Annotated in this window: 14 protein-coding genes; 5 read left to right on the top strand and 9 right to left on the bottom strand. The window is 69.4% G+C overall.

Annotation, left to right across the window (positions count from 1 at the left end):
- Positions 1 to 966 (bottom strand): NAD-dependent epimerase/dehydratase family protein, encoded by a 966-nt coding sequence (locus MX571_RS08500; protein WP_247415439.1) that lies wholly within the window; start codon positions 964 to 966, stop codon positions 1 to 3.
- Positions 967 to 1,139: 173 nt separating this feature from the next.
- On the opposite strand from MX571_RS08500, the gene MX571_RS08495 reads away from it, so the two are divergent.
- Positions 1,140 to 2,261 carry a hypothetical protein gene (locus MX571_RS08495; protein WP_247415437.1) on the top strand — a complete coding sequence of 374 codons (1,122 nt, stop codon included), beginning with the start codon at positions 1,140 to 1,142 and terminating at the stop codon, positions 2,259 to 2,261.
- Positions 2,262 to 2,292: 31 nt separating this feature from the next.
- On the opposite strand, the gene MX571_RS08490 is transcribed toward MX571_RS08495, so the two are convergent.
- Positions 2,293 to 3,219 carry an NAD-dependent epimerase/dehydratase family protein gene (locus MX571_RS08490; protein WP_247415435.1) on the bottom strand — a complete coding sequence of 309 codons (927 nt, stop codon included), beginning with the start codon at positions 3,217 to 3,219 and terminating at the stop codon, positions 2,293 to 2,295.
- Positions 3,220 to 4,389, bottom strand: coding sequence for an NAD-dependent epimerase/dehydratase family protein (locus MX571_RS08485; RefSeq protein ID WP_247415434.1), 1,170 nt, complete (start codon positions 4,387 to 4,389; stop codon positions 3,220 to 3,222). It abuts the gene before it with no gap.
- A gap of 251 nt (positions 4,390 to 4,640) precedes the next feature.
- On the opposite strand from MX571_RS08485, the gene MX571_RS08480 reads away from it, so the two are divergent.
- Genes MX571_RS08480 through MX571_RS08470 form a run of 3 tightly spaced genes read left to right on the top strand, consistent with a single transcriptional unit; the run spans position 4,641 to position 6,598 of the window.
- Positions 4,641 to 5,639 (top strand): SDR family oxidoreductase, encoded by a 999-nt coding sequence (locus MX571_RS08480; protein WP_247415432.1) that lies wholly within the window; start codon positions 4,641 to 4,643, stop codon positions 5,637 to 5,639.
- The gene (locus MX571_RS08475; protein ID WP_247415431.1) at positions 5,632 to 6,204 is read left to right on the top strand and encodes a vitamin K epoxide reductase family protein; all 573 of its coding nucleotides are present in this window, start codon (positions 5,632 to 5,634) and stop codon (positions 6,202 to 6,204) included. Before MX571_RS08480 ends, MX571_RS08475 begins: the two co-directional genes overlap by 8 nt.
- 1 nt (position 6,205) lies before the next feature.
- Positions 6,206 to 6,598, top strand: coding sequence for an SPW repeat domain-containing protein (locus tag MX571_RS08470; RefSeq protein ID WP_247415429.1), 393 nt, complete (start codon positions 6,206 to 6,208; stop codon positions 6,596 to 6,598).
- A 12-nt stretch (positions 6,599 to 6,610) separates the two neighbouring features.
- Here the strand turns inward: MX571_RS08470 and MX571_RS08465 are convergent, their stop codons facing one another.
- Positions 6,611 to 8,515: a glycoside hydrolase family 15 protein gene (locus MX571_RS08465; RefSeq protein ID WP_247415427.1), complete on the bottom strand. Its 1,905-nt coding sequence runs from the start codon at positions 8,513 to 8,515 to the stop codon at positions 6,611 to 6,613.
- Between the two features lie 339 nt (positions 8,516 to 8,854).
- On the opposite strand from MX571_RS08465, the gene MX571_RS08460 reads away from it, so the two are divergent.
- Entirely contained in the window at positions 8,855 to 9,943 is a 1,089-nt protein-coding gene (locus MX571_RS08460; protein WP_247415425.1) for an excalibur calcium-binding domain-containing protein, read from the top strand.
- Between the two features lie 55 nt (positions 9,944 to 9,998).
- Here MX571_RS08460 and mutL read toward each other — a convergent pair whose 3' ends face one another.
- From mutL to MX571_RS08435, 5 genes are all read right to left on the bottom strand, one after another.
- Positions 9,999 to 11,693: a DNA mismatch repair endonuclease MutL gene (gene mutL / locus MX571_RS08455; RefSeq protein ID WP_247415423.1), complete on the bottom strand. Its 1,695-nt coding sequence runs from the start codon at positions 11,691 to 11,693 to the stop codon at positions 9,999 to 10,001.
- Positions 11,690 to 14,539: a DNA mismatch repair protein MutS gene (gene mutS / locus MX571_RS08450; RefSeq protein ID WP_247415421.1), complete on the bottom strand. Its 2,850-nt coding sequence runs from the start codon at positions 14,537 to 14,539 to the stop codon at positions 11,690 to 11,692. Before mutS ends, mutL begins: the two co-directional genes overlap by 4 nt.
- 92 nt (positions 14,540 to 14,631) lie before the next feature.
- Positions 14,632 to 15,903: an ABC transporter substrate-binding protein gene (locus tag MX571_RS08445; RefSeq protein ID WP_247415419.1), complete on the bottom strand. Its 1,272-nt coding sequence runs from the start codon at positions 15,901 to 15,903 to the stop codon at positions 14,632 to 14,634.
- Between the two features lie 139 nt (positions 15,904 to 16,042).
- On the bottom strand, positions 16,043 to 16,498 hold the full coding sequence (locus MX571_RS08440; protein WP_247415417.1) for a YbhB/YbcL family Raf kinase inhibitor-like protein: 456 nt from the start codon (positions 16,496 to 16,498) through the stop codon (positions 16,043 to 16,045).
- Positions 16,499 to 16,553: 55 nt separating this feature from the next.
- A complete protein-coding gene (locus MX571_RS08435) occupies positions 16,554 to 16,700 on the bottom strand; it encodes a hypothetical protein (protein ID WP_247415415.1) in 147 nt (48 codons plus the stop codon).
- Positions 16,701 to 16,723 lie beyond the last annotated feature (23 nt).

The raw sequence follows: 16,723 nt of genomic DNA, 5'->3' as shown, positions 1-16,723 counted from the left end.
TCACTCGCCGAGTAGCGAGCGAATCGACGACTCGACGGACTCCTGTGGTTCCCAGCCCAGTTGCTCGCGTGCAGCAGACCAGTCGACCGGGAAGGAGTCGACGAGCGTCTCCCCGCTGCGCGGGTTCTCGACCATCTCGATGTCGGGGTCGAGGTCGCGCTCCTCGCGAGCGATGCGCTGGACCGTCTCGGCGACGTCGCGCACGCCGGGGTCCTCGTCGGTCGCCACCTCGTACTTCTCGACGCCCGTCTCGCCCGCCTCGTGTTGCTCGACCAGTCGCTCGACGCTCTTGCCGAACGCTCGCGCCACGTCCTTGACGTGGACGAAGTTGCGGGACTGGCTGCCGGGTTCGTAGACGGTGAGCGTCTCGCCGGCCAGCGCCCGGTTGACGAAGAAGTTGATGACGGTCCCCTTCGAGACGGTGGTGCCGTCGATGTCGTGCTCGCCGTAGAGGTTCGCGACCATGAACTCGTGGGCCGGGAACGCGCCGTCGGCGTACCACTCGATGGCCGTCTCGTTGAGCACCTTCGTCCGGCCGTACCAGTTGAGCGGGTCGCGGTCGAGGTCGGTCGTGATGGGGAACTCCGTCGGGTCGCCGATGACCGCCATCGAGAACGGGAACGCGAGCGCGGCCCCCGTCTTCCGGCAGAACCAGGCGACGTTCTCGGTGCCCTGCACGTTCACCTCGTAGGCGCGGTCCGGGTTCTCGTCGCAGTCGGGGACGCCGCTGAGCGCCGCGAGGTGGACGACCACGTCCGCGCCGTCGAGGGCCTCCTCCAATTCCTCGCGGTGCCGGATGTCGGCGTGGTCGATGTCGAGGTCGCCGATTCGGCGGACCTGCCCGAGGTAGAAGTTGTCGAGCGCGGTCAGTTCCCAGTCGGGGTGCTCGCGCTGGAGGTCCGCGACCAGTCGACTGCCGATGTAGCCAGCCGCACCGGTGACGGCGACGTGTGGAGCATCGCTCATGTGGATACGTATCGAAACCCTCCCACTCCGGCTATATCTTTCGTTCGGCCGGGTCGACGAGCGACCGGAGCGACCCTCCGGACGGCAGCCGCCCGCCCAGTTCAACGGCGCACATCGACGGACGGAGAGTGTGCAGCCCTCAGCTATTAGCCCGAGACGGCAGTCCTCGACGTATGGTTCGTCTCTCGGAGATCGTGACGACGGCGGCCGACGCGGGGGTCTCGATTCTCGACGACGGCGACCGGCTACACATGCCGGCGGGACGCAACGGTCCCTGGGACGACGACGTGACGCCCCTCCGGAACACGGGTCACTGGGCGGTGCTGTTCTTCGAGGCGTACGCGGTCACCGGCGACGAGCGGTACCGGACGGCCGCGGCCGACTGTATCGACTACCTCTGTCGGGACGAGGCGCGACCCGAGGGCTGTGCGTTCCACCACCGGAACGAACCCGGGAAGGACCGCTGTAACGGGCTGGTGGGGCAGGGGTGGACGATAGAGGCGCTGGCCGTCGCCGACCGCTACCTCGACGACGAGCGGCCGCGCTCGCTCGCCGAGGAGGTGTTCCTCCTCCACCCGTTCGACGAGTCGACGGGGCTCTGGCGGTCGGTCGGCGTCGACGGGACCGTTCGGCGGCCGTTCGGGACCATCAACCAGCAGTTCTGGTTCGCCGCCGCAGGGTCGCTGCTCTGTCGGCGCGGAGACGCACCCGAGGTCCGTCGCCGCATCGTGTCGTTCCTCGACGACGTGGAGGACACCGTCGAGACCTACCGGAGCGGCGTCGTCTACCACTCCGGGTACCCCTACAGCACCCCCAGGTACGTCGGCCAGCGACTCGCCGCGCAGGTGACGGGCCACCACGAGCGCATCGACCCGCGGTCGGTCGGCTACCACTCGTTCGTCCTCTACGCGCTGGCGGTGCTGAAGCGGTCGCTGCCCGACCACCCGCTGTGGACGTCCGGGTTCGTCGACCACCTGCTCGAACCGCTCGGGAGCGAGCGCTACCGGGAACAGGTCGCGGACAACGAGTTCTCCTACGGCTACAACCCGACCGGTATCGAAAACGCCCTCGCGCTCGAAGTGCTGGGCGACGGTGAGGACGTGGGCTACTGGCTCAGCGAGCAGTTCGGTGGGTGGTACGACCCCCAGTCCGGCTTGCTCCGAGGGGGTGCCGACGACGTGACGCTGGCCGCGCGACTGTACGAGGCGACGCGACTCGGCGGCCGGGCCGTCCCGCCCTCGACGGCCGACCGAGTGGAGGAGGCAGTCGCCCCTGGCGGCGAGACCGGACGGTGAGGCTGCGCCAGAACGAGAAGGGGTCGGGCGGCTACGGCCGGAACGCGCCGGCGAGGTCCCGGATGCCCTCGCGGAGCGTCCACTCGGTCTCGTAGCCCGTCTCGGCGATGCGGTCGAAGTTGACGTGGTAGGAGGGGCCGGGATGCTCGTCTTCGAGGTACGTCACGTCGACTGGCGCGACCTCCTCGCTGACGGCCTCGGCTATCTCCGATATCTGGTAGTTGCCCTCGTTCGACCCGACGTTGTACACCATCTCGTCCCAGGCGTCCGGTTCGAGGGCGGCGTGAGCGTACGCGCGGGCGGCGTCCCGGACGTGGATGAACGGTCGCCAGTTCGACCCGTCGCCGTAGACGGTGAGCGCGCGGTCGGTGAGTGCGCGGAAGACGAACGTGTTGACGACGAGGTTGAACCGGACGCCCGGCGAGTCGCCGTAGTTCGTCGCCATCCGCAGGGCGGTGCCGTCCATGCCGAACTCGTCCATCGCGTCGCGGAGGAGGCCCTCCGATTCGAGTTTCGTCTCGGCGTACGGGTTGATGGGGTCGGGGTCGATGGTCTCGTCGAGGTCCGTCGAGGTGGCACGACCGTAGAGGTTACACGACGAGGCGAGGACGACGTTCTCGACGCCGAGTTTCCCGGCGGCGGTCAGCACGTTCTCGGTGCCGTCGTAGTTGACCGCGAACGTCTCCTCGCGGCGGTCGTGGGTGCTCGCCGCGCCCGTGATGGCCGCGAGGTGCACCACCGTATCGCAGTCGCGCATCGCGCTCTCGACATCGCCGTACTCGCGGACGTCGCCGCGCTGGAAGTCGACGCTGTCGGTGAGCGACCCCTTCAGCGACCGGGGCGACCCGAGCGAGAGGTTGTCGACGACGGCGACCCGGTCGACGCGCTCGTCGCCGTCGAGCAGCGGGATGAGGACGCTGCCGATGTAGCCGAGACCGCCGGTGACGAGGACGTCCATCTACTCCTCCAGCACGCTCGGGAGGAACCGGTCCTCGTGGGTCACGATGGTGTTCTCGTACTGCGAGAGCGTCTCGAAGATGTCGCGGACGCCCTCCTCGAACGTCTGACGCTGCTCGCCGATGAGCGACAGGTAGCGGTCGTTCTCGATCTCCATCTGGTGGGTCTCGTCCTCGTCGCGCGGGTTCTCGACGTGTACGACCTCACCGTCGAAGTCGAAGTCGCGGGCCACCTCGGCGATGGTCTCTGCCATCCCGACGATGCTGATGGGGTTGGTGACCTGATTGTAGACGACGTGGCCGTCGGAGCGCTCGTCCGCGTCGGAGAGTGCGAGGCGGGCGAGGCCCTCGACGGTGTCCTCCAGCGAGACGAACGGTTTGCGCTGCTCGCCCTTGCCGTACACCGTCAGCGGGTAGCCGGCGACGGCCTGCGCGGCGAAGCGGTGGGCGACGACGCCGAAGTAGTAGTCGAAGTCGAAGCGGGTCTTGAGGCGGTCGTCCGTGCGCGTCTCCTCCGTCTCGGTGCCGTAGACGATGGCCGTCCGCACGTCCGAGATGGGGATGTCGAACTGCTTGTGCGCCAGACGGAGGTTGGCCGCGTCGTGGCTCTTCGTCAGGTGGTACCAGCTACCGGCCATCGCGGGGAACGGAACGGTGTCGCTCTGGCCCATGTTCTCCATCGTCGCGTCGCCCTCCGGGATGGGGAACGACGGCGCACCGTAGACGCCCGTGGTGGTCGTCTCGATGAGGTGCGTGTCCGTCATGTCGTTCTCCTTCAGGCCCCACACGAGGTTGCGGGTGGCCTGCATGTTGTTGTGCTGCGTGAAGTTCGCGCGCTCGCCGTTGATCTGGGAGTACGGCGCGCTCGGCTGGGCGGCCGTGTGGACGACGGTGTGCGGTTCGTGGACCTGCAGCACCTCGTCGACGACCGCGCGGTCGGACAGGTCTCCCTCGACGAACGAGAGGTTGTCGAGACCGTGGACCTCGCTGGCCGCTTCGAGACGGTCGTCCATGCTGGCGACGGGCGTCGCGCTCTTCGACCCGACCGACGACACCCACTCGCGGCGACCGAAGTTGTCGACGAGGACGACTCGGTCGTCCGTCCGTGACGCGATTCGCAGTGCGGTCGGCCACCCGATGTAACCGTCTCCGCCGGTGACGAGGATGCTCATAGTTACTCGCTTGGTGAGTAACTCCAGAGCGCTAAATAGTTTGTCCTCCTCGACGGGGCACGATACGGAGCCAGTGGGCGCTCCCGAACCAGAGGGCGGCGCGCTGTTCCCGCGCACGGGCGTCGTACGCAGGCACCAACTTTTGAGCGGACTGTCGTGTCCGTGCCACCGAGACAGCATGACGAGCGAACACGTTCTTCGAGGTGCCGAGGCGCATCGCCACGACGACCACAACCAGGGAGGGCGTCGCGATGACTGACGACCGCGGGCGCGAGGTCGTCGTCGTGAGCGGCGCGACGTCGGGCGTCGGCCGAGCGGTCGCCCAGAAGTTCGGCGAGGAGGGCGCGGCGGTCGGCCTGCTGGCCCGCAGCGAGGACGGCCTGGAGGGGGCGGTCGAGGACGTCGAGGCCGCCGGTGGTCGGGCGCACGCCGTCGAGACGGACGTCTCGGAGTACGAGCAGGTCGAGGCGGCCGCCGACGAGATAGAAGAGGAACTCGGCGACATCGACGTGTGGGTCAACAACGCGATGGTGACCGTCTTCTCCGAGGTCCAGGACCTCGAACCCGACGAGTACCAGCAGGTGACGGACGTCACCTACCTCGGCACGGTCTACGGGTCGAAGGTCGCACTCGACCGGATGGCCGAGCGCGGCGAGGGGAAACTCGTCCAGATCGGGTCGGCGCTCTCGTACCGGGCCATCCCGCTCCAGTCGGCGTACTGCGGGGCGAAGTTCGCCATCCGCGGGTTCACCGACTCGCTCCGGGTGGAGCTGAAACACAACGACAGCGACGTCGGCGTCACGATGGTCCAGTTACCCGCCGTCAACACGCCGCAGTTCGAACACAGTCGGACCCACGTCGACGAGCACCCCCAGCCGGTGGCCCCCATCTACCAGCCGGAGGTCATCGCCGACGGCGTCTACTGGGCCGCCCACAACGACCGCCGGGAGCTGTACATCGGGCGCTCGACGCTCAAGACCATCTGGGGCAACAAGATAGCGCCGTGGTTCGCCGACTGGATGCTCTCGCGGAACGGCTACGAGGGTCAGTTCTCCGACAAACCGTACGACCCCGACAGGCCGGACAACCTCTACGACACGACGGAGGGCGACCCCGGCGCACGCGGCGTGTTCGGCGACAAGTCGCTCGACAGCAGCCTGGAGTTACAGCTCGCGAAACACCGTGAGGGGCTGGGCGTCGCCCTCGTGGCGATGCTCCTGCTCGCCGTGAGGACGCTCTGGGATGACTGACGCGGCGGCGACGCCACCGGGATGGTCGACGAACCCGTCGGCGTGGCGCGAGCGGCTGCTGGTCGTCGGGCTCGCGGTCGTCGGCGTCTGCGTCGCAACGTACCTCACGCTGTTCCAGCTCGGCGTCCTCGACACCGTCTGGGACCCGTTCTTCGGCGACGGCACCCGCGCCGTCCTCACGTCGAAGCTCTCGGAGTCGCTGCCGGTCCCGGACGCGCTCCTCGGGGCGCTCGCGTACGTCGTCGACTGCGTTCTGGAACTCGTCGGTGACGAGGACCGCTGGCGAACGCAACCGTGGGTCGTCCTCGCACTGGGAGCGAACGTCTCGATGGCGGGCCTCGTCAGCATCGGGCTGGCCATCGTCCAGCCGACCGTCATCGGCGCGTGGTGTACGCTGTGTCTCGCGTCGGCGACGCTCTCGGTGGTGATACTGGGTCTCGCGTCGGACGAGCTGCTGGCGAGCTGTCAGTATCTCCGGCGCGTCCACGACGACGGCGGGTCGCTCTGGACCGCGTTCTGGAAGGGGTCGAGCCAGGTCGCCGGGGCCGGCCGCGTGGAGGCCTGAGATGTCGATGAGCGTCCGCCGTGCGTGGCCCCAGCTACTCGTCGCGGTACTGGGCCTCTGGCTCATGGCGGCTCCCGCCGTGCTCGGGTTCGGCGGCCTCGCGGCGACCACTCACCACGTCGTCGGTCCCGTCGCCGCTACGGTCGGATTCCTCGCGGCGTGGGACCACCTGCGACCGCTGCGGTGGGTGACGCTCCCGCTCTCCGTGGTGCTGGTCGTCCTCCCGTTCTGGTTCCGCGAGCTGGTTCCCGCGGCGAACAGCGCCGTCGTCGGCCTCCTGCTCGTCGGGTTCGCGGTACTCGACCGTGGCGTCGCGGAGACGTACGGCGGTGGCTGGTCGGTGCTCTGGACCGGGACGACCGAGTCCGACAGTGACGGGAACCGGGCGGCCTGAACCGTCGAACCGCTACCGCTCGCTCTCCTGGGTCAGCTCCTTCCCTTCGAACCCCTGCTGGTCCTCCTGGTCGCCCTCCTGGACCAGCGTCGGACCGCCGAGCGGGTCGACGTTCGCCCAGTCGTAGTCGCCCTCCCGGAGGTACATCGCGCTGTTGACGAGGCCGATGTGGCTGAACCCCTGCGGGAAGTTCCCGAGCTGCCGGTCGTTCTCGGCGTCTATCTCCTCGGCGATGAGGCCGAGCGGACTGGCGTAGTCGAGGATGTTCTCGAAGACGGTCCACGCCTCGTCGGTCCGGCCGATGGCGACCAGCGCGTTGACGAGCCAGAACGAGCAGAAGACGAACCGCGCCTCGTCGCCCTCCAGGTCGTCGTCCTCGTAGCGGTAGACCAGCCCGTCGTCGTTGGCGAGCTGCTCCTGAACGGTCTCGACGGTGCTGACGACGCGCTCGTCGTCGAACGGCAGGATGCCGGAGAGGGCGATGAGCAGTCCCGTCGCGTCCATCTCGGTCCCCTCGTAGGACTGCGTGAACGCCCCCACCTCCTCGTCGTAACCGTGTTCGAGGACGCTCGACCGGATTGCCTCGTGCGCGTCGCGCCACTCGTCGAGCGGCCCGTCGCGGCCCGTCCGGTCGGCCAGGTCGAGGATGCGGTCGAGGGCGATCCAGCACATCACCTTCGAGTGGACGAGCTGACGCGGTTCGCCCCGGAGCTCCCAGATGCCAGCGCCCTCGTCGTCCCAGTGCTCGGAGACGTAGTCGGCGATGCCCGAGAGGCTCTCCCAGTTCTCGTCGCTGATCTCACCGCCGTCCGACCAGAACCGCTGGTAGTACGCGAGCACCAGGTCGCCGTAGACGTCCAGTTGCACCTGGTCGGCCGCCTCGTTGCCGACGCGGACGGGCTGGGAGTCGAGGTAGCCCCGGAAGTGGTCGAGGTGCTCCTCTTCGAGGTCGATCTCACCCTCGACGCCGTACAGCGGCTGGACCTCCGCCGTGTCGCCCTCGCGACTGTGTTCGAGGAACCGGTCGACGAACCCGGTGGCCTCCTCGACGTGGCCGAGGCCCGTCAGCGCCCGCACGGTGACGGAGCCGTCTCGAATCCAGCTGTATCGGTAGTCCCAGTTGCGTACGCCGCCGGGGTCCTCGGGGAGCGACGTGGTCGGCGCGGCCACCATCGCCCCCGTCTCCCGATAGTACAGCAGTTTGAGCACGAGTTCCGAGCGGACGACGTGGTCGTGACCGACGCCGCCGAACAGGCACTCCGACTCGTCACAGGAGTGCGCCCACTCCCGCCAGTAGTCGACCGTGCGGTCGAGCAGCGCCTCGCAGTTCTCGTCGTCGTCGGGCGTGTGCATCATGTACCCGAGCGTGAACCACGCCGACTCGTGTGCGTCGAGCGAGAACGTGGCCGTCGCGCCGTCGCCGTCGGTGTCGAGGTCGACCGGACTGGACAGGAACAGTCGTCGGTCGTCGCCCGAGGCGAACGCCCCCTCCTCGATGGACTCGACGGTCGTCTCCGCCCGGGCGAAGTCGAACCGCGGCGAGAACTCGACGTCGAGTTCCACCGTCCCCTCGGTACAGGCCACCTGCCGGTAGATGCCCCGGCGCTGTGGCTCCTCGTTCTCGCGCTCCTCGATGACGGGCATGAAGTCGGTCAGCGTGACGGTCCCCGACTCGGTCTCGAACGTCGTCTGCAGGACGTTCGTCCGCTCCATGTACTGCTGCGTCGCCTCGAACTCCCCCGACGGCGTGACCGAGAACCGGCCCCCCTCGTCGGGGTCGAGGATGTCGGCGAACACGCTCGGCGAGTCGATGTACGGGAGACAACACCAGTCGACTGCCCCGTCCTGCCCGACGAGTGCGCAGGTCTCCAGATTCCCGATGAGGCCGTACTCCTCGAGCGGCCTGAACTCGTCCATACTACCGGCCCGACAGGACCGCGCGTGTTAACTCCTTGGCCGGCAGCACGTGCGCCCAGCGTCTCTCGTTCGGTCGAGGCGTGCGTGCTCCCGACGACCGCCGTTCGGCAGCCGGCAACCGTTAATTTACTATGACATTTTCACGTAACAGGACAGTTTCCCGACGATTCAGCGTCCAGGGACCCTCAGCGGACGGTGCCAGTCACCGGGCGGAACAGTCGCCCGTGGATGGATGTTCGGGCAACGGTCGGCAACTGTCGGTGGGTAACCAAGACGGGTCCACGTGGACCGCCTGCCGGGAGGAATCCTGATACGATGACACGACGACGATGGACGGTAGTGCTGGTATCGCTCGCGGTGCTCCTCGGGACGGCCGGGATAGGTACGGCGGTCACGCCCGGTGCGGTGTTCGCGCAGGACGACGACCTGAACTGTTCTGACTTCGACACGCAGGAGGAGGCGCAGGAGGTACTCGACGACGACCCGACCGACCCGAACGGTCTGGACGGTGACGACGACGGTGAGGCCTGCGAGGGTCTCCCGTCGGGCGGTGACGGCGGCGACGACGCCACGACGACCGAACCTGAACAGACCGAAGGGGCGGACGACGGTGAGACCGAGGGGACCACCGGCGACGCCAGCGACGGCGACGCGGGCGACGACCTGAACTGCGACGACTTCGACACGCAGGAGGACGCGCAGGCGGAGTACGACCAGGATACCACCGACCCGAACGACCTCGACCGTGACGACGACGGCGTCGCCTGCGAGGACTCGTTCGGTGCCGGTGACGGCGAGACGGACGACTCGACGGACGCCAGCGAGGACGGTAGCGACGAGAGTGACAGTAGCGACGAAAGCGACGGTAGCGACGACGCCTCGGCGGACGAGGAGACGGACGAGTCGGCCAGCGACGACGACGCGGACGGTGAGGAGACGACAGACGGAGGAAGCGAGGAGTCGGCCGCCAACGACGGTACGACCGTCGGTGAGGAGTCGGACGACGTGCCCGCCTACCAGATCGACGTCGCGGCGGGCGAGGTCATCGAGACGCTCGGCGACGACGCGAACGACTTCTACGGCACGCAGGAACGCCTGCTGCAGGCCCAGACCGTCCTCGCGGACGGGACGGTGACCGGCCAGTACATGGTGCCCGACGGCGAGGTCACGAAGTCCCTGAACGGCTGTGCGGTCAGCTACGAGGCGGCGAGCTACGACGCCTCCAGCGGTGAGGTCACGCTCGACGTGAGCGTGAGCGACGACGCGGACTGCGAGAGCGTCACGCTGACGCTGGCGGGCTACGAGCTGCCCGGCGACGACACCACCTTCGTCCGCGAGAACGCGGACGGGCAGGAGCTGGTCGACCACCGGACCGTCACGCTCGACGCTGGCGAGAGCGGGACCGTCACCATCGACCTCGACGGCTGAGAACGCGTACAGAACGGACGACCGGCCTTTTCTTCGACGCTCGTTCCCGCCAGCCTCAGCCAGCGCGGGTCCCCGGGCGACCGAACCCCTTCGCCAGCGTCGACTCGTCGATGCGGAGGATGGTGGGTCGGCCGTGCGGACAGGCGTAGGGGCGGTCACACTCGCCGAGTCGAGCGAGCAGGTCCGACGCCTCGTCGGGTGCGAGCGTGTCGCCCGCCTTCAGCGACGGGTGGCAGGCGAGGTCAGCCAGCAGGTCCCGGCGCGGGTCGTCGGGTGCGTCGCCCGAGAGGAACGCATCGAGCACGTCCCGGACGGCCGTGGCGTCGGCGACCCGACCGACCGGGGCCGGGACGCTCGTCACGCGGTACGTCTCGCCGCCGAACGACTCGACGGTGAACCCGAGGGCGGCGAGGTCCTCACAGTGGGCCTCCAGCGTCGCCGCCTCGCGGGCCGACAGCGAGAGCGTCGCGGGCGGGTCGAGCGGGACGGACTCGCGCTCGCCCGCCGCTGCGCGCAGTCGCTCGAAGTTCACCCGCTCGTGGGCCGCGTGCTGGTCGACCACGAGCAGGTCGTCGTCGCTCTCGCAGAGCAGGTAGAGGTCGCGGAACTGGCCGATGACGGTCAGCTCGTCGAACCGCGACTCGGCGGGGGAGAGCGCCTCGTCGGTGTCGAACGACACCGCGGCGGTCCGCGAGAGGTCGGCGGTCGTCAGCGCCTCCCCGACCGCCCGTTCGACCGTCTCCGTCACCGCGTCGAGGTCACGGAAGCGCACCTCGCGCTTGGCGGGGTGGACGTTCTGGTCGACGCGGGCGGGCGGGACCGCCACCCGCAGGGCGACCACCGGGTGCCGCGAGTTCGGGAGGAGCGACCCGTAGCCCGCCTCGACGGCCCGGCGGAGGTCGCCGTGGTCGACCGGGCGTCCGTTGACCGCGACGTGGACGTGACTCGCTGTGGCCCGCGTCACCGAGGGGTAGCAGGCGACGCCCGAGACGCGCACGTCGCCAGCAGCGTCGGCGACCGTATGGTCCCCAGCGTCGCTCGACCCCTCGACGGTCGTGCTCTGCCCGGCGACGCTCCGGTCGAACACCGCCAGCAGCGCCTCGGTGGCGTCGCCGCTGCCGGGCGTCGAGAGCACCTGTCGACCGTCGTGAGCCAGCCGGAACCGGACGTCGGGACGGGCGAGCGCGTAGCCCGTCAGCACGTCGCTGATGCGCGCGAACTCCCGCTTCGCGCCGCCGAGTGACTCCCGGCGCGCTGGCAGGTCGCCGAACAGGTCCCGGACCTCGACGGTCGTGCCGACGCCGTGGCCCGCCGCCTCGACGCGCACCTCGTCGCGGACCGCGACGTGGGTGCCGGTCCCGGACTCGGCGCTGGTGTAGCAGTCGAACCGGCCGACCTCGGCGATGCTGGGGAGCGCCTCGCCCCGGAAGCCGAGCGTGCCGGTCCGTTCGAGGTCGGCCGCGTCGCGGATCTTCGAGGTGGCGTGGCGCTCGACGGCCCGCTCGGCGTCCGCTCGGCTCATCCCGTGACCGTCGTCGGTGACGCGAATCAGGGAGAGACCACCCTCTTCGACCTCGACGCCGACGCTGGTCGCGCCCGCGTCGAGCGCGTTCTCGACCAGTTCGCGCACGGCGTCGGCGGGGCGAGTGATCACCTCGCCCGCCGCGATGCGCGCGACCGTCTCGTCGTCCAGTCTCCTGACGGTCCCCGACCGCTCCCCGCTCTCCTCGGCGTCGCCCGTCCCGCTCATCGCTGGACCTCCCGCTGGCGCTCGTGGAGCCACGTCAGCGCCTCCAGCGGCGTCATCGACGCGATGTTCAGGTCCCGTATCTCGGCTTCGAGCGTCGACCCGCCGGCGGCACTCGGTTCGTCTGCGACGGCTTCCCCGGCAGTGGGTTCGTCGAGCGTGATTTGTCGGTCGTCCGTTCCGGATGAGAGGTCGTCCGACCGCGTCGTGTGCGAGTCGGTGTGCTCGCCGTAGCCGTTGGTCCTGGCGGCCGGTTCGGCCGTGGCGTCGTTCGTCGCTGCCGACGGCGACTCCGTCGTCCGCGTCGACCCGGCGTCACCGGGCAGGCCATCGTCGATGAGGTCACGAGAGCGGTCGATGACCGTCCCCGGAACGCCCGCGAGCTGCGCCACCTCGACGCCGTACGAGGCCTCGCTGGCCCCCTCGACGACGGAGTGCAGGAACGTGACTTCGTCGCCCGACCGGTCGATGGTGAAGTGGAAGTTCCGGATGCGTTCGCGACTCTCGGCGATGCGCGTCAGTTCGTGGTAGTGCGTGGCGAACAGCGTCGTCGCGCCCACCTCGTCGTGGAGGAACTCGGTGACGGCCCACGCGATGGCTCGCCCGTCGGCGGTGCTGGTGCCGCGCCCAACCTCGTCGAGCAACACGAGCGAGTCCTCGGTGGCGTCGTGGAGGATGCTCGTCAGTTCGCGCATCTCGCGCATGAACGTCGACGCGCCGCCAGCGATGTCGTCGCTCGCGCCGACGCGGGTGAAGATTCGGTCGACGACGGGCAGGCGGGCACGGTCGGCGGGGACGAAGCTCCCGACCTGTGCGAGCAGTTGTACGAGCGCTATCTGGCGCATGTACGTCGACTTCCCGCTCATGTTCGGTCCCGTGATGACCGCGACGTTCCGCTCGCGGAGATCGGCATCGTTCGGGACGAACCGCGGTTCGGTCGTCTCGACGACCGGGTGTCGGCCGCCCTCGACGTGGATGCCCTCCTCGCCGAACGCCGGGCGCACGTAGTTCCGGTCGACGGCGACGTCGGCCAGCGTGCAGAGCACGTCGAGTTCCGCGAGCACCGACGCGACGCGCTGGACGCGTTCGGCCTCGGCTGCCACCTCGTCGCGGACCTCTGTGAACAGGTGGTACTCGCGGGTGTCGGCGCGCTCGGACGCGCCCAGAATCTCGTCCTCGCGTTGCTTCAGTTCGGGCGTGTAGAACCGCTCGGAGTTCTTCAGCGTCTGGCGGCGCGTGTAGTCGTCGGGCACCCGGTCGAGGTTCGGGTTCGTCACCTCGATGTAGTAGCCGTGGACCTCGTTGTAGCCGACCTTCAGCGAGTCGATACCGGTGCGTTCGCGCTCGCCGGCTTCGAGGTCGGCGACCCACTCTCGACCCTCGCGCTCCGCGGCGCGCAGGTCGTCCAGGTCGTCGTCGTAGCCGTCCGCGATGACGCCGCCCTCCGTCACCTCGATGGGCGGTTCCTCGACGATGGCCCGCCCGACGAGGCCCCGAACGTCCGCCAGTTCGTCCAGTGCCTCGCGGCGCTCGCGGAGCGGGTCGCACTCGCAGTCGCCGAGCGCCGCCTTCAGTTCCGGAATCACGTCGAGCGTGTCCTTCAGCGCCCGGAGGTCACGCGCGTTCGCCCGGCCCCGCGAGACGCGGGTGACGAGTCGCTCGATGTCGTAGACGTCCCGGAGCAGGTCCCGGGCTTCTTCGCGGGCGAACGCGCGGTCGGCGAGTTCCTCGACGGCGTCCTGTCGGGCAGCGATACGCTCGCGGTCCAGCAGCGGGCGACGGAGCCAGTGGGTGAGTTCGCGTCGGCCCAGCGCACACGACGTGGTGTCGAGGACGCCGAGCAGCGTGTGCGCGTCGCCGCCCTCGCGGTTCTCGAACACCTCCAGCGAGCGCAGGGCGGTGGCGTCGACGCGCATCCCCTCGCGCGGGTCGTAGCGCTGGACCCGCGAGATGTACTCCAGCCCGCCCGAGTCGACGCCCTGCGTGTACTCCGCGTAGGCGAGCAGCCCACCCGCAGCCTGGAGTTCCGCGGGGCGCTCGAACAGCGCGTCGGGCGTCGGGACGTACCCCGACAGCGTCTCGCGAGCGTCGTCGCCGTCGAACGCGCTCGCCCGAAACGGCGTGTGCATCCCCCGGACGTCGAAGCCGTGGGGGGCGTCGTCGTCGTTCCCGTCGGTCGACGCGTCGTCGGGGGAGTCGCGGTCGAACTCCCCCCGCGCCGTGACGACCTCTGCGGGTGCGAGCCTGTCGAGTTCGTCCTGCACCACGTCGCGCGGCCCCGACGTGACGCGGAACTCGCCGGTCGAGACGTCCACGAACGCGACGGCGAACCGCTCGCGGTGGTCTGGGTCGTCGGCGTCGGTCGCCTCGCGGGTCGTTCCACTCCCCGCTCGGTTCGAGGCCTCGCTACGGTCGGCCTCGCGGACGACGCTCGCGACGTACGTGTTGCCCGCGCCGAGCAGTTCCTCGTCGACGACCGTTCCGGGCGTGACGACCTGCGTGACGGCGCGTTCGACGACGCCCGTCGCCTCCGACGGGTCCTGTACCTGGTCGGCGATGGCGACGCGGTAGCCCGCGTCCAGCAGCGTCTCGACGTACGGCGCGACGTTGTCGATGGGGACACCCGCCATCGGGTAGGTGCCCGTCGAGTCCTCGCGTTTCGTCAGCGTGATCTCGAGCGTTCGGGCGGCCGCCTCGGCGGCCTCGCAGAACAGCTCGTAGAAGTCGCCCACCTGGAACAGCACCAGCGCGTCGTCGTACTCCTGCGTGAGGTCGAAGTACTGCGAGAGCATCGGCGTCAGCTCCTCGCGGCGGTCGACCATCTTCGCGGGCGGCCCCGTCGCCTCCATACCGGACGGGGGACGGCGACGCACTTGAACCCACGGACTGCGCCGCTGTCGGGCGGTTCGCCGGGCTATCCGGTCGGGCTGTCGAGTCGCCGTTACGACGTCTCGCCGCGGACCGCCGCGGCCACCGCGTTCCGGTCGAACAGCCACTCGCCCTCGGGGACGTCCGGGTACGGCTCGCCGCTCGTGTAGCCCGGCCACTCGCCGAACTGCTCGGGGTAGAGCTGTTTCGCCGTCGCCTCTATCTGGAACAGGTTCATGATGGGGCCCTGGTAGCGCATCCCCTGCGCGTAGACGCGGTCGTTCTGGACCGCCGAGAGCTGGCCGCCGACCGGGTGGTCCGCGAGGGTCTGGCGGACCTCCGCCATGTCGTAGTTCGGCGTCATGCCCCAGAGATGCAGGATGACGTCCGGGTCGGCCTCGGCCATCGCCTCGAAGCCGACGCTCCCCCAGAGCTGTCCCCAGTCCTTCTCGGCGAAGGCGTCGTTCGCGCCGAGCGGTCGCGTGTCCGCGAGCCAGTAGCCCGGCTTGTTGAGGTGGTAGGTGTAGAACTGGTCCTCACTGAGGGTGACCCGCACCGCCGTCGGGCGCTCCTCCTTCGGCGGGAGACTCCCCTCGACGGTCGACAGCAGGTCCTCGTGGACCGCGTTCAGCGCCTCGTAGCGCTCCCGCTCCTGGAACACCTCGGCGACGTGGCCGAACATCTCCCAGAGCGTGTAGTACTGGTAGGCGTCGCCGTACCCCTCGGGTGCGTCGGCGTGGGTCCCGCTGTAGAAGTTGCCGAACCACGGCCCGACGGAGTCGCGAATCTCGTCGACGTCCGACTTCGTCCAGTTCTTCTGCGTCGAGGCCCACGCCGGGTCGGCGAGGTGGACGTCGCTGTCGAGGTCGTAGAGCAGTTCCTTCGGGAGGCCGTCCGACAGCGGGTCCGGCAGGCCCTCCCAGTCGAACGAGACGCCCTCCAGATGCTCGTAGTAGTTGTTCATCGTCGTCCCCGCCATCTCCGGGACGTACATCGCGTTCACCGCGTCGCCGTGGCCGAGCGCGACTGCCATGTCCGTGTACTGCGAGAAGACGGTGAACACCGACTCCGGGACGCTGTCGAACGACACCTCGCCAGCGGGGGCGAGCGTCGCCGTGTACGGCTCCTGGGTCGTGGTCGATTCGCCCTCGGTGGTCGCTCCGTCGGCCGTCTCGCCACCTTCCCCGGTCGTGACGCCCGAATCAGTCGCCTCCGTCGTCCCGTTCGAGGGGTCCCCCGACCCGCCCGAAGCGCACCCCGCGAGCAGGCCGCCGACCGCCGCCGTTCCCGCGAGCAGGTACTGCCGCCTGCTCGGGCCGTCCCGTCCGTCCGTTGGCTCCGTCATATGATTTAGGCTGCCCTAAACACTCATAACGGTTTCCGTTCGCGCCTCCGGCAGTCGCTCGGCCGCGACGGTCGGCGAGATGTCCGGAGACCGTCGCGAGGGCACTCGTGACCCCGGCGCAGGCAGCGGGCCCGAGACGCTACGGTGCGTACGTCCCGGTCAGTTCCGCCTCGGCCAGGACGTGTCCGTCCGTCGCGTCGACGAGCGCCTCCGCGTCGACGTTCGGTGGCAGGTCGAGGCTCGTGTCCAGCGCGAACAGCCGGAAGCGGTAGGTGTGTTCGCGGTCGGGCGGGTTCGGGCCGCCGTAGCCCTGTTCACCGTAGTCGTTGCGTCCCTCCAACACCTCGGCCGTCGCCCAGTCTTCGGGAATCTCGTCCACGTCGGGCGGGAGGTTCCAGACGACCCAGTGGTCCCACACCCTGCCGGCGGGTCGCATCGCGTCCGGGTCATCCACCACGAACGCGAGCGTCTCCGTCCCCTCGGGGACGCCGTCGATGCGAAACGGCGGGTTGACGTTCCGCTCCTGGTAGCCGTACTCCTCGGGGATCCGCTCCCCGTCGTCGAACGCGGGGCTGGTCAGTCGCAGACCCGGCATGTCCAGTGTACTGGCCCCCTGTCCATGAGAGTCCCTCGCACGCGACCGTGGTTGTTCACGCCTCGGGAGCGTCGGGAATCTCGAACGGTTCCGGCTGGGTCCCGTCGGTGTCGGTGAAGCCGTACTCGCGCGCGAGGTCGCCCACGGTGAGCGTCTCCCCGGTCCGCTCCGGCACGTCGGGGTCACCCGCGAGCGCGACCACCGCACCGCCTCGGTGCGCATCCA

This window comes from Halomarina salina, assembly GCF_023074835.1.
Lineage (GTDB): Archaea > Halobacteriota > Halobacteria > Halobacteriales > Haloarculaceae > Halomarina > Halomarina salina.
Note: the sequence above shows the minus strand (reverse complement) of the source record. Positions and strands in the feature narration are given on the sequence as shown.

Coding starts and splice junctions, on each gene's coding strand:
- MX571_RS08500 (WP_247415439.1), bottom strand. CDS start 966: ATGAGCGATGCTCCACACGTCGCCGTCACCGGTGCGGCTGGCTACATC.
- MX571_RS08495 (WP_247415437.1), top strand. CDS start 1,140: ATGGTTCGTCTCTCGGAGATCGTGACGACGGCGGCCGACGCGGGGGTC.
- MX571_RS08490 (WP_247415435.1), bottom strand. CDS start 3,219: ATGGACGTCCTCGTCACCGGCGGTCTCGGCTACATCGGCAGCGTCCTC.
- MX571_RS08485 (WP_247415434.1), bottom strand. CDS start 4,389: ATGAGCATCCTCGTCACCGGCGGAGACGGTTACATCGGGTGGCCGACC.
- MX571_RS08480 (WP_247415432.1), top strand. CDS start 4,641: ATGACTGACGACCGCGGGCGCGAGGTCGTCGTCGTGAGCGGCGCGACG.
- MX571_RS08475 (WP_247415431.1), top strand. CDS start 5,632: ATGACTGACGCGGCGGCGACGCCACCGGGATGGTCGACGAACCCGTCG.
- MX571_RS08470 (WP_247415429.1), top strand. CDS start 6,206: ATGTCGATGAGCGTCCGCCGTGCGTGGCCCCAGCTACTCGTCGCGGTA.
- MX571_RS08465 (WP_247415427.1), bottom strand. CDS start 8,515: ATGGACGAGTTCAGGCCGCTCGAGGAGTACGGCCTCATCGGGAATCTG.
- mutL (WP_247415423.1), bottom strand. CDS start 11,693: ATGAGCGGGACGGGCGACGCCGAGGAGAGCGGGGAGCGGTCGGGGACC.
- mutS (WP_247415421.1), bottom strand. CDS start 14,539: ATGGAGGCGACGGGGCCGCCCGCGAAGATGGTCGACCGCCGCGAGGAG.
- MX571_RS08445 (WP_247415419.1), bottom strand. CDS start 15,903: ATGACGGAGCCAACGGACGGACGGGACGGCCCGAGCAGGCGGCAGTAC.
- MX571_RS08440 (WP_247415417.1), bottom strand. CDS start 16,498: ATGCCGGGTCTGCGACTGACCAGCCCCGCGTTCGACGACGGGGAGCGG.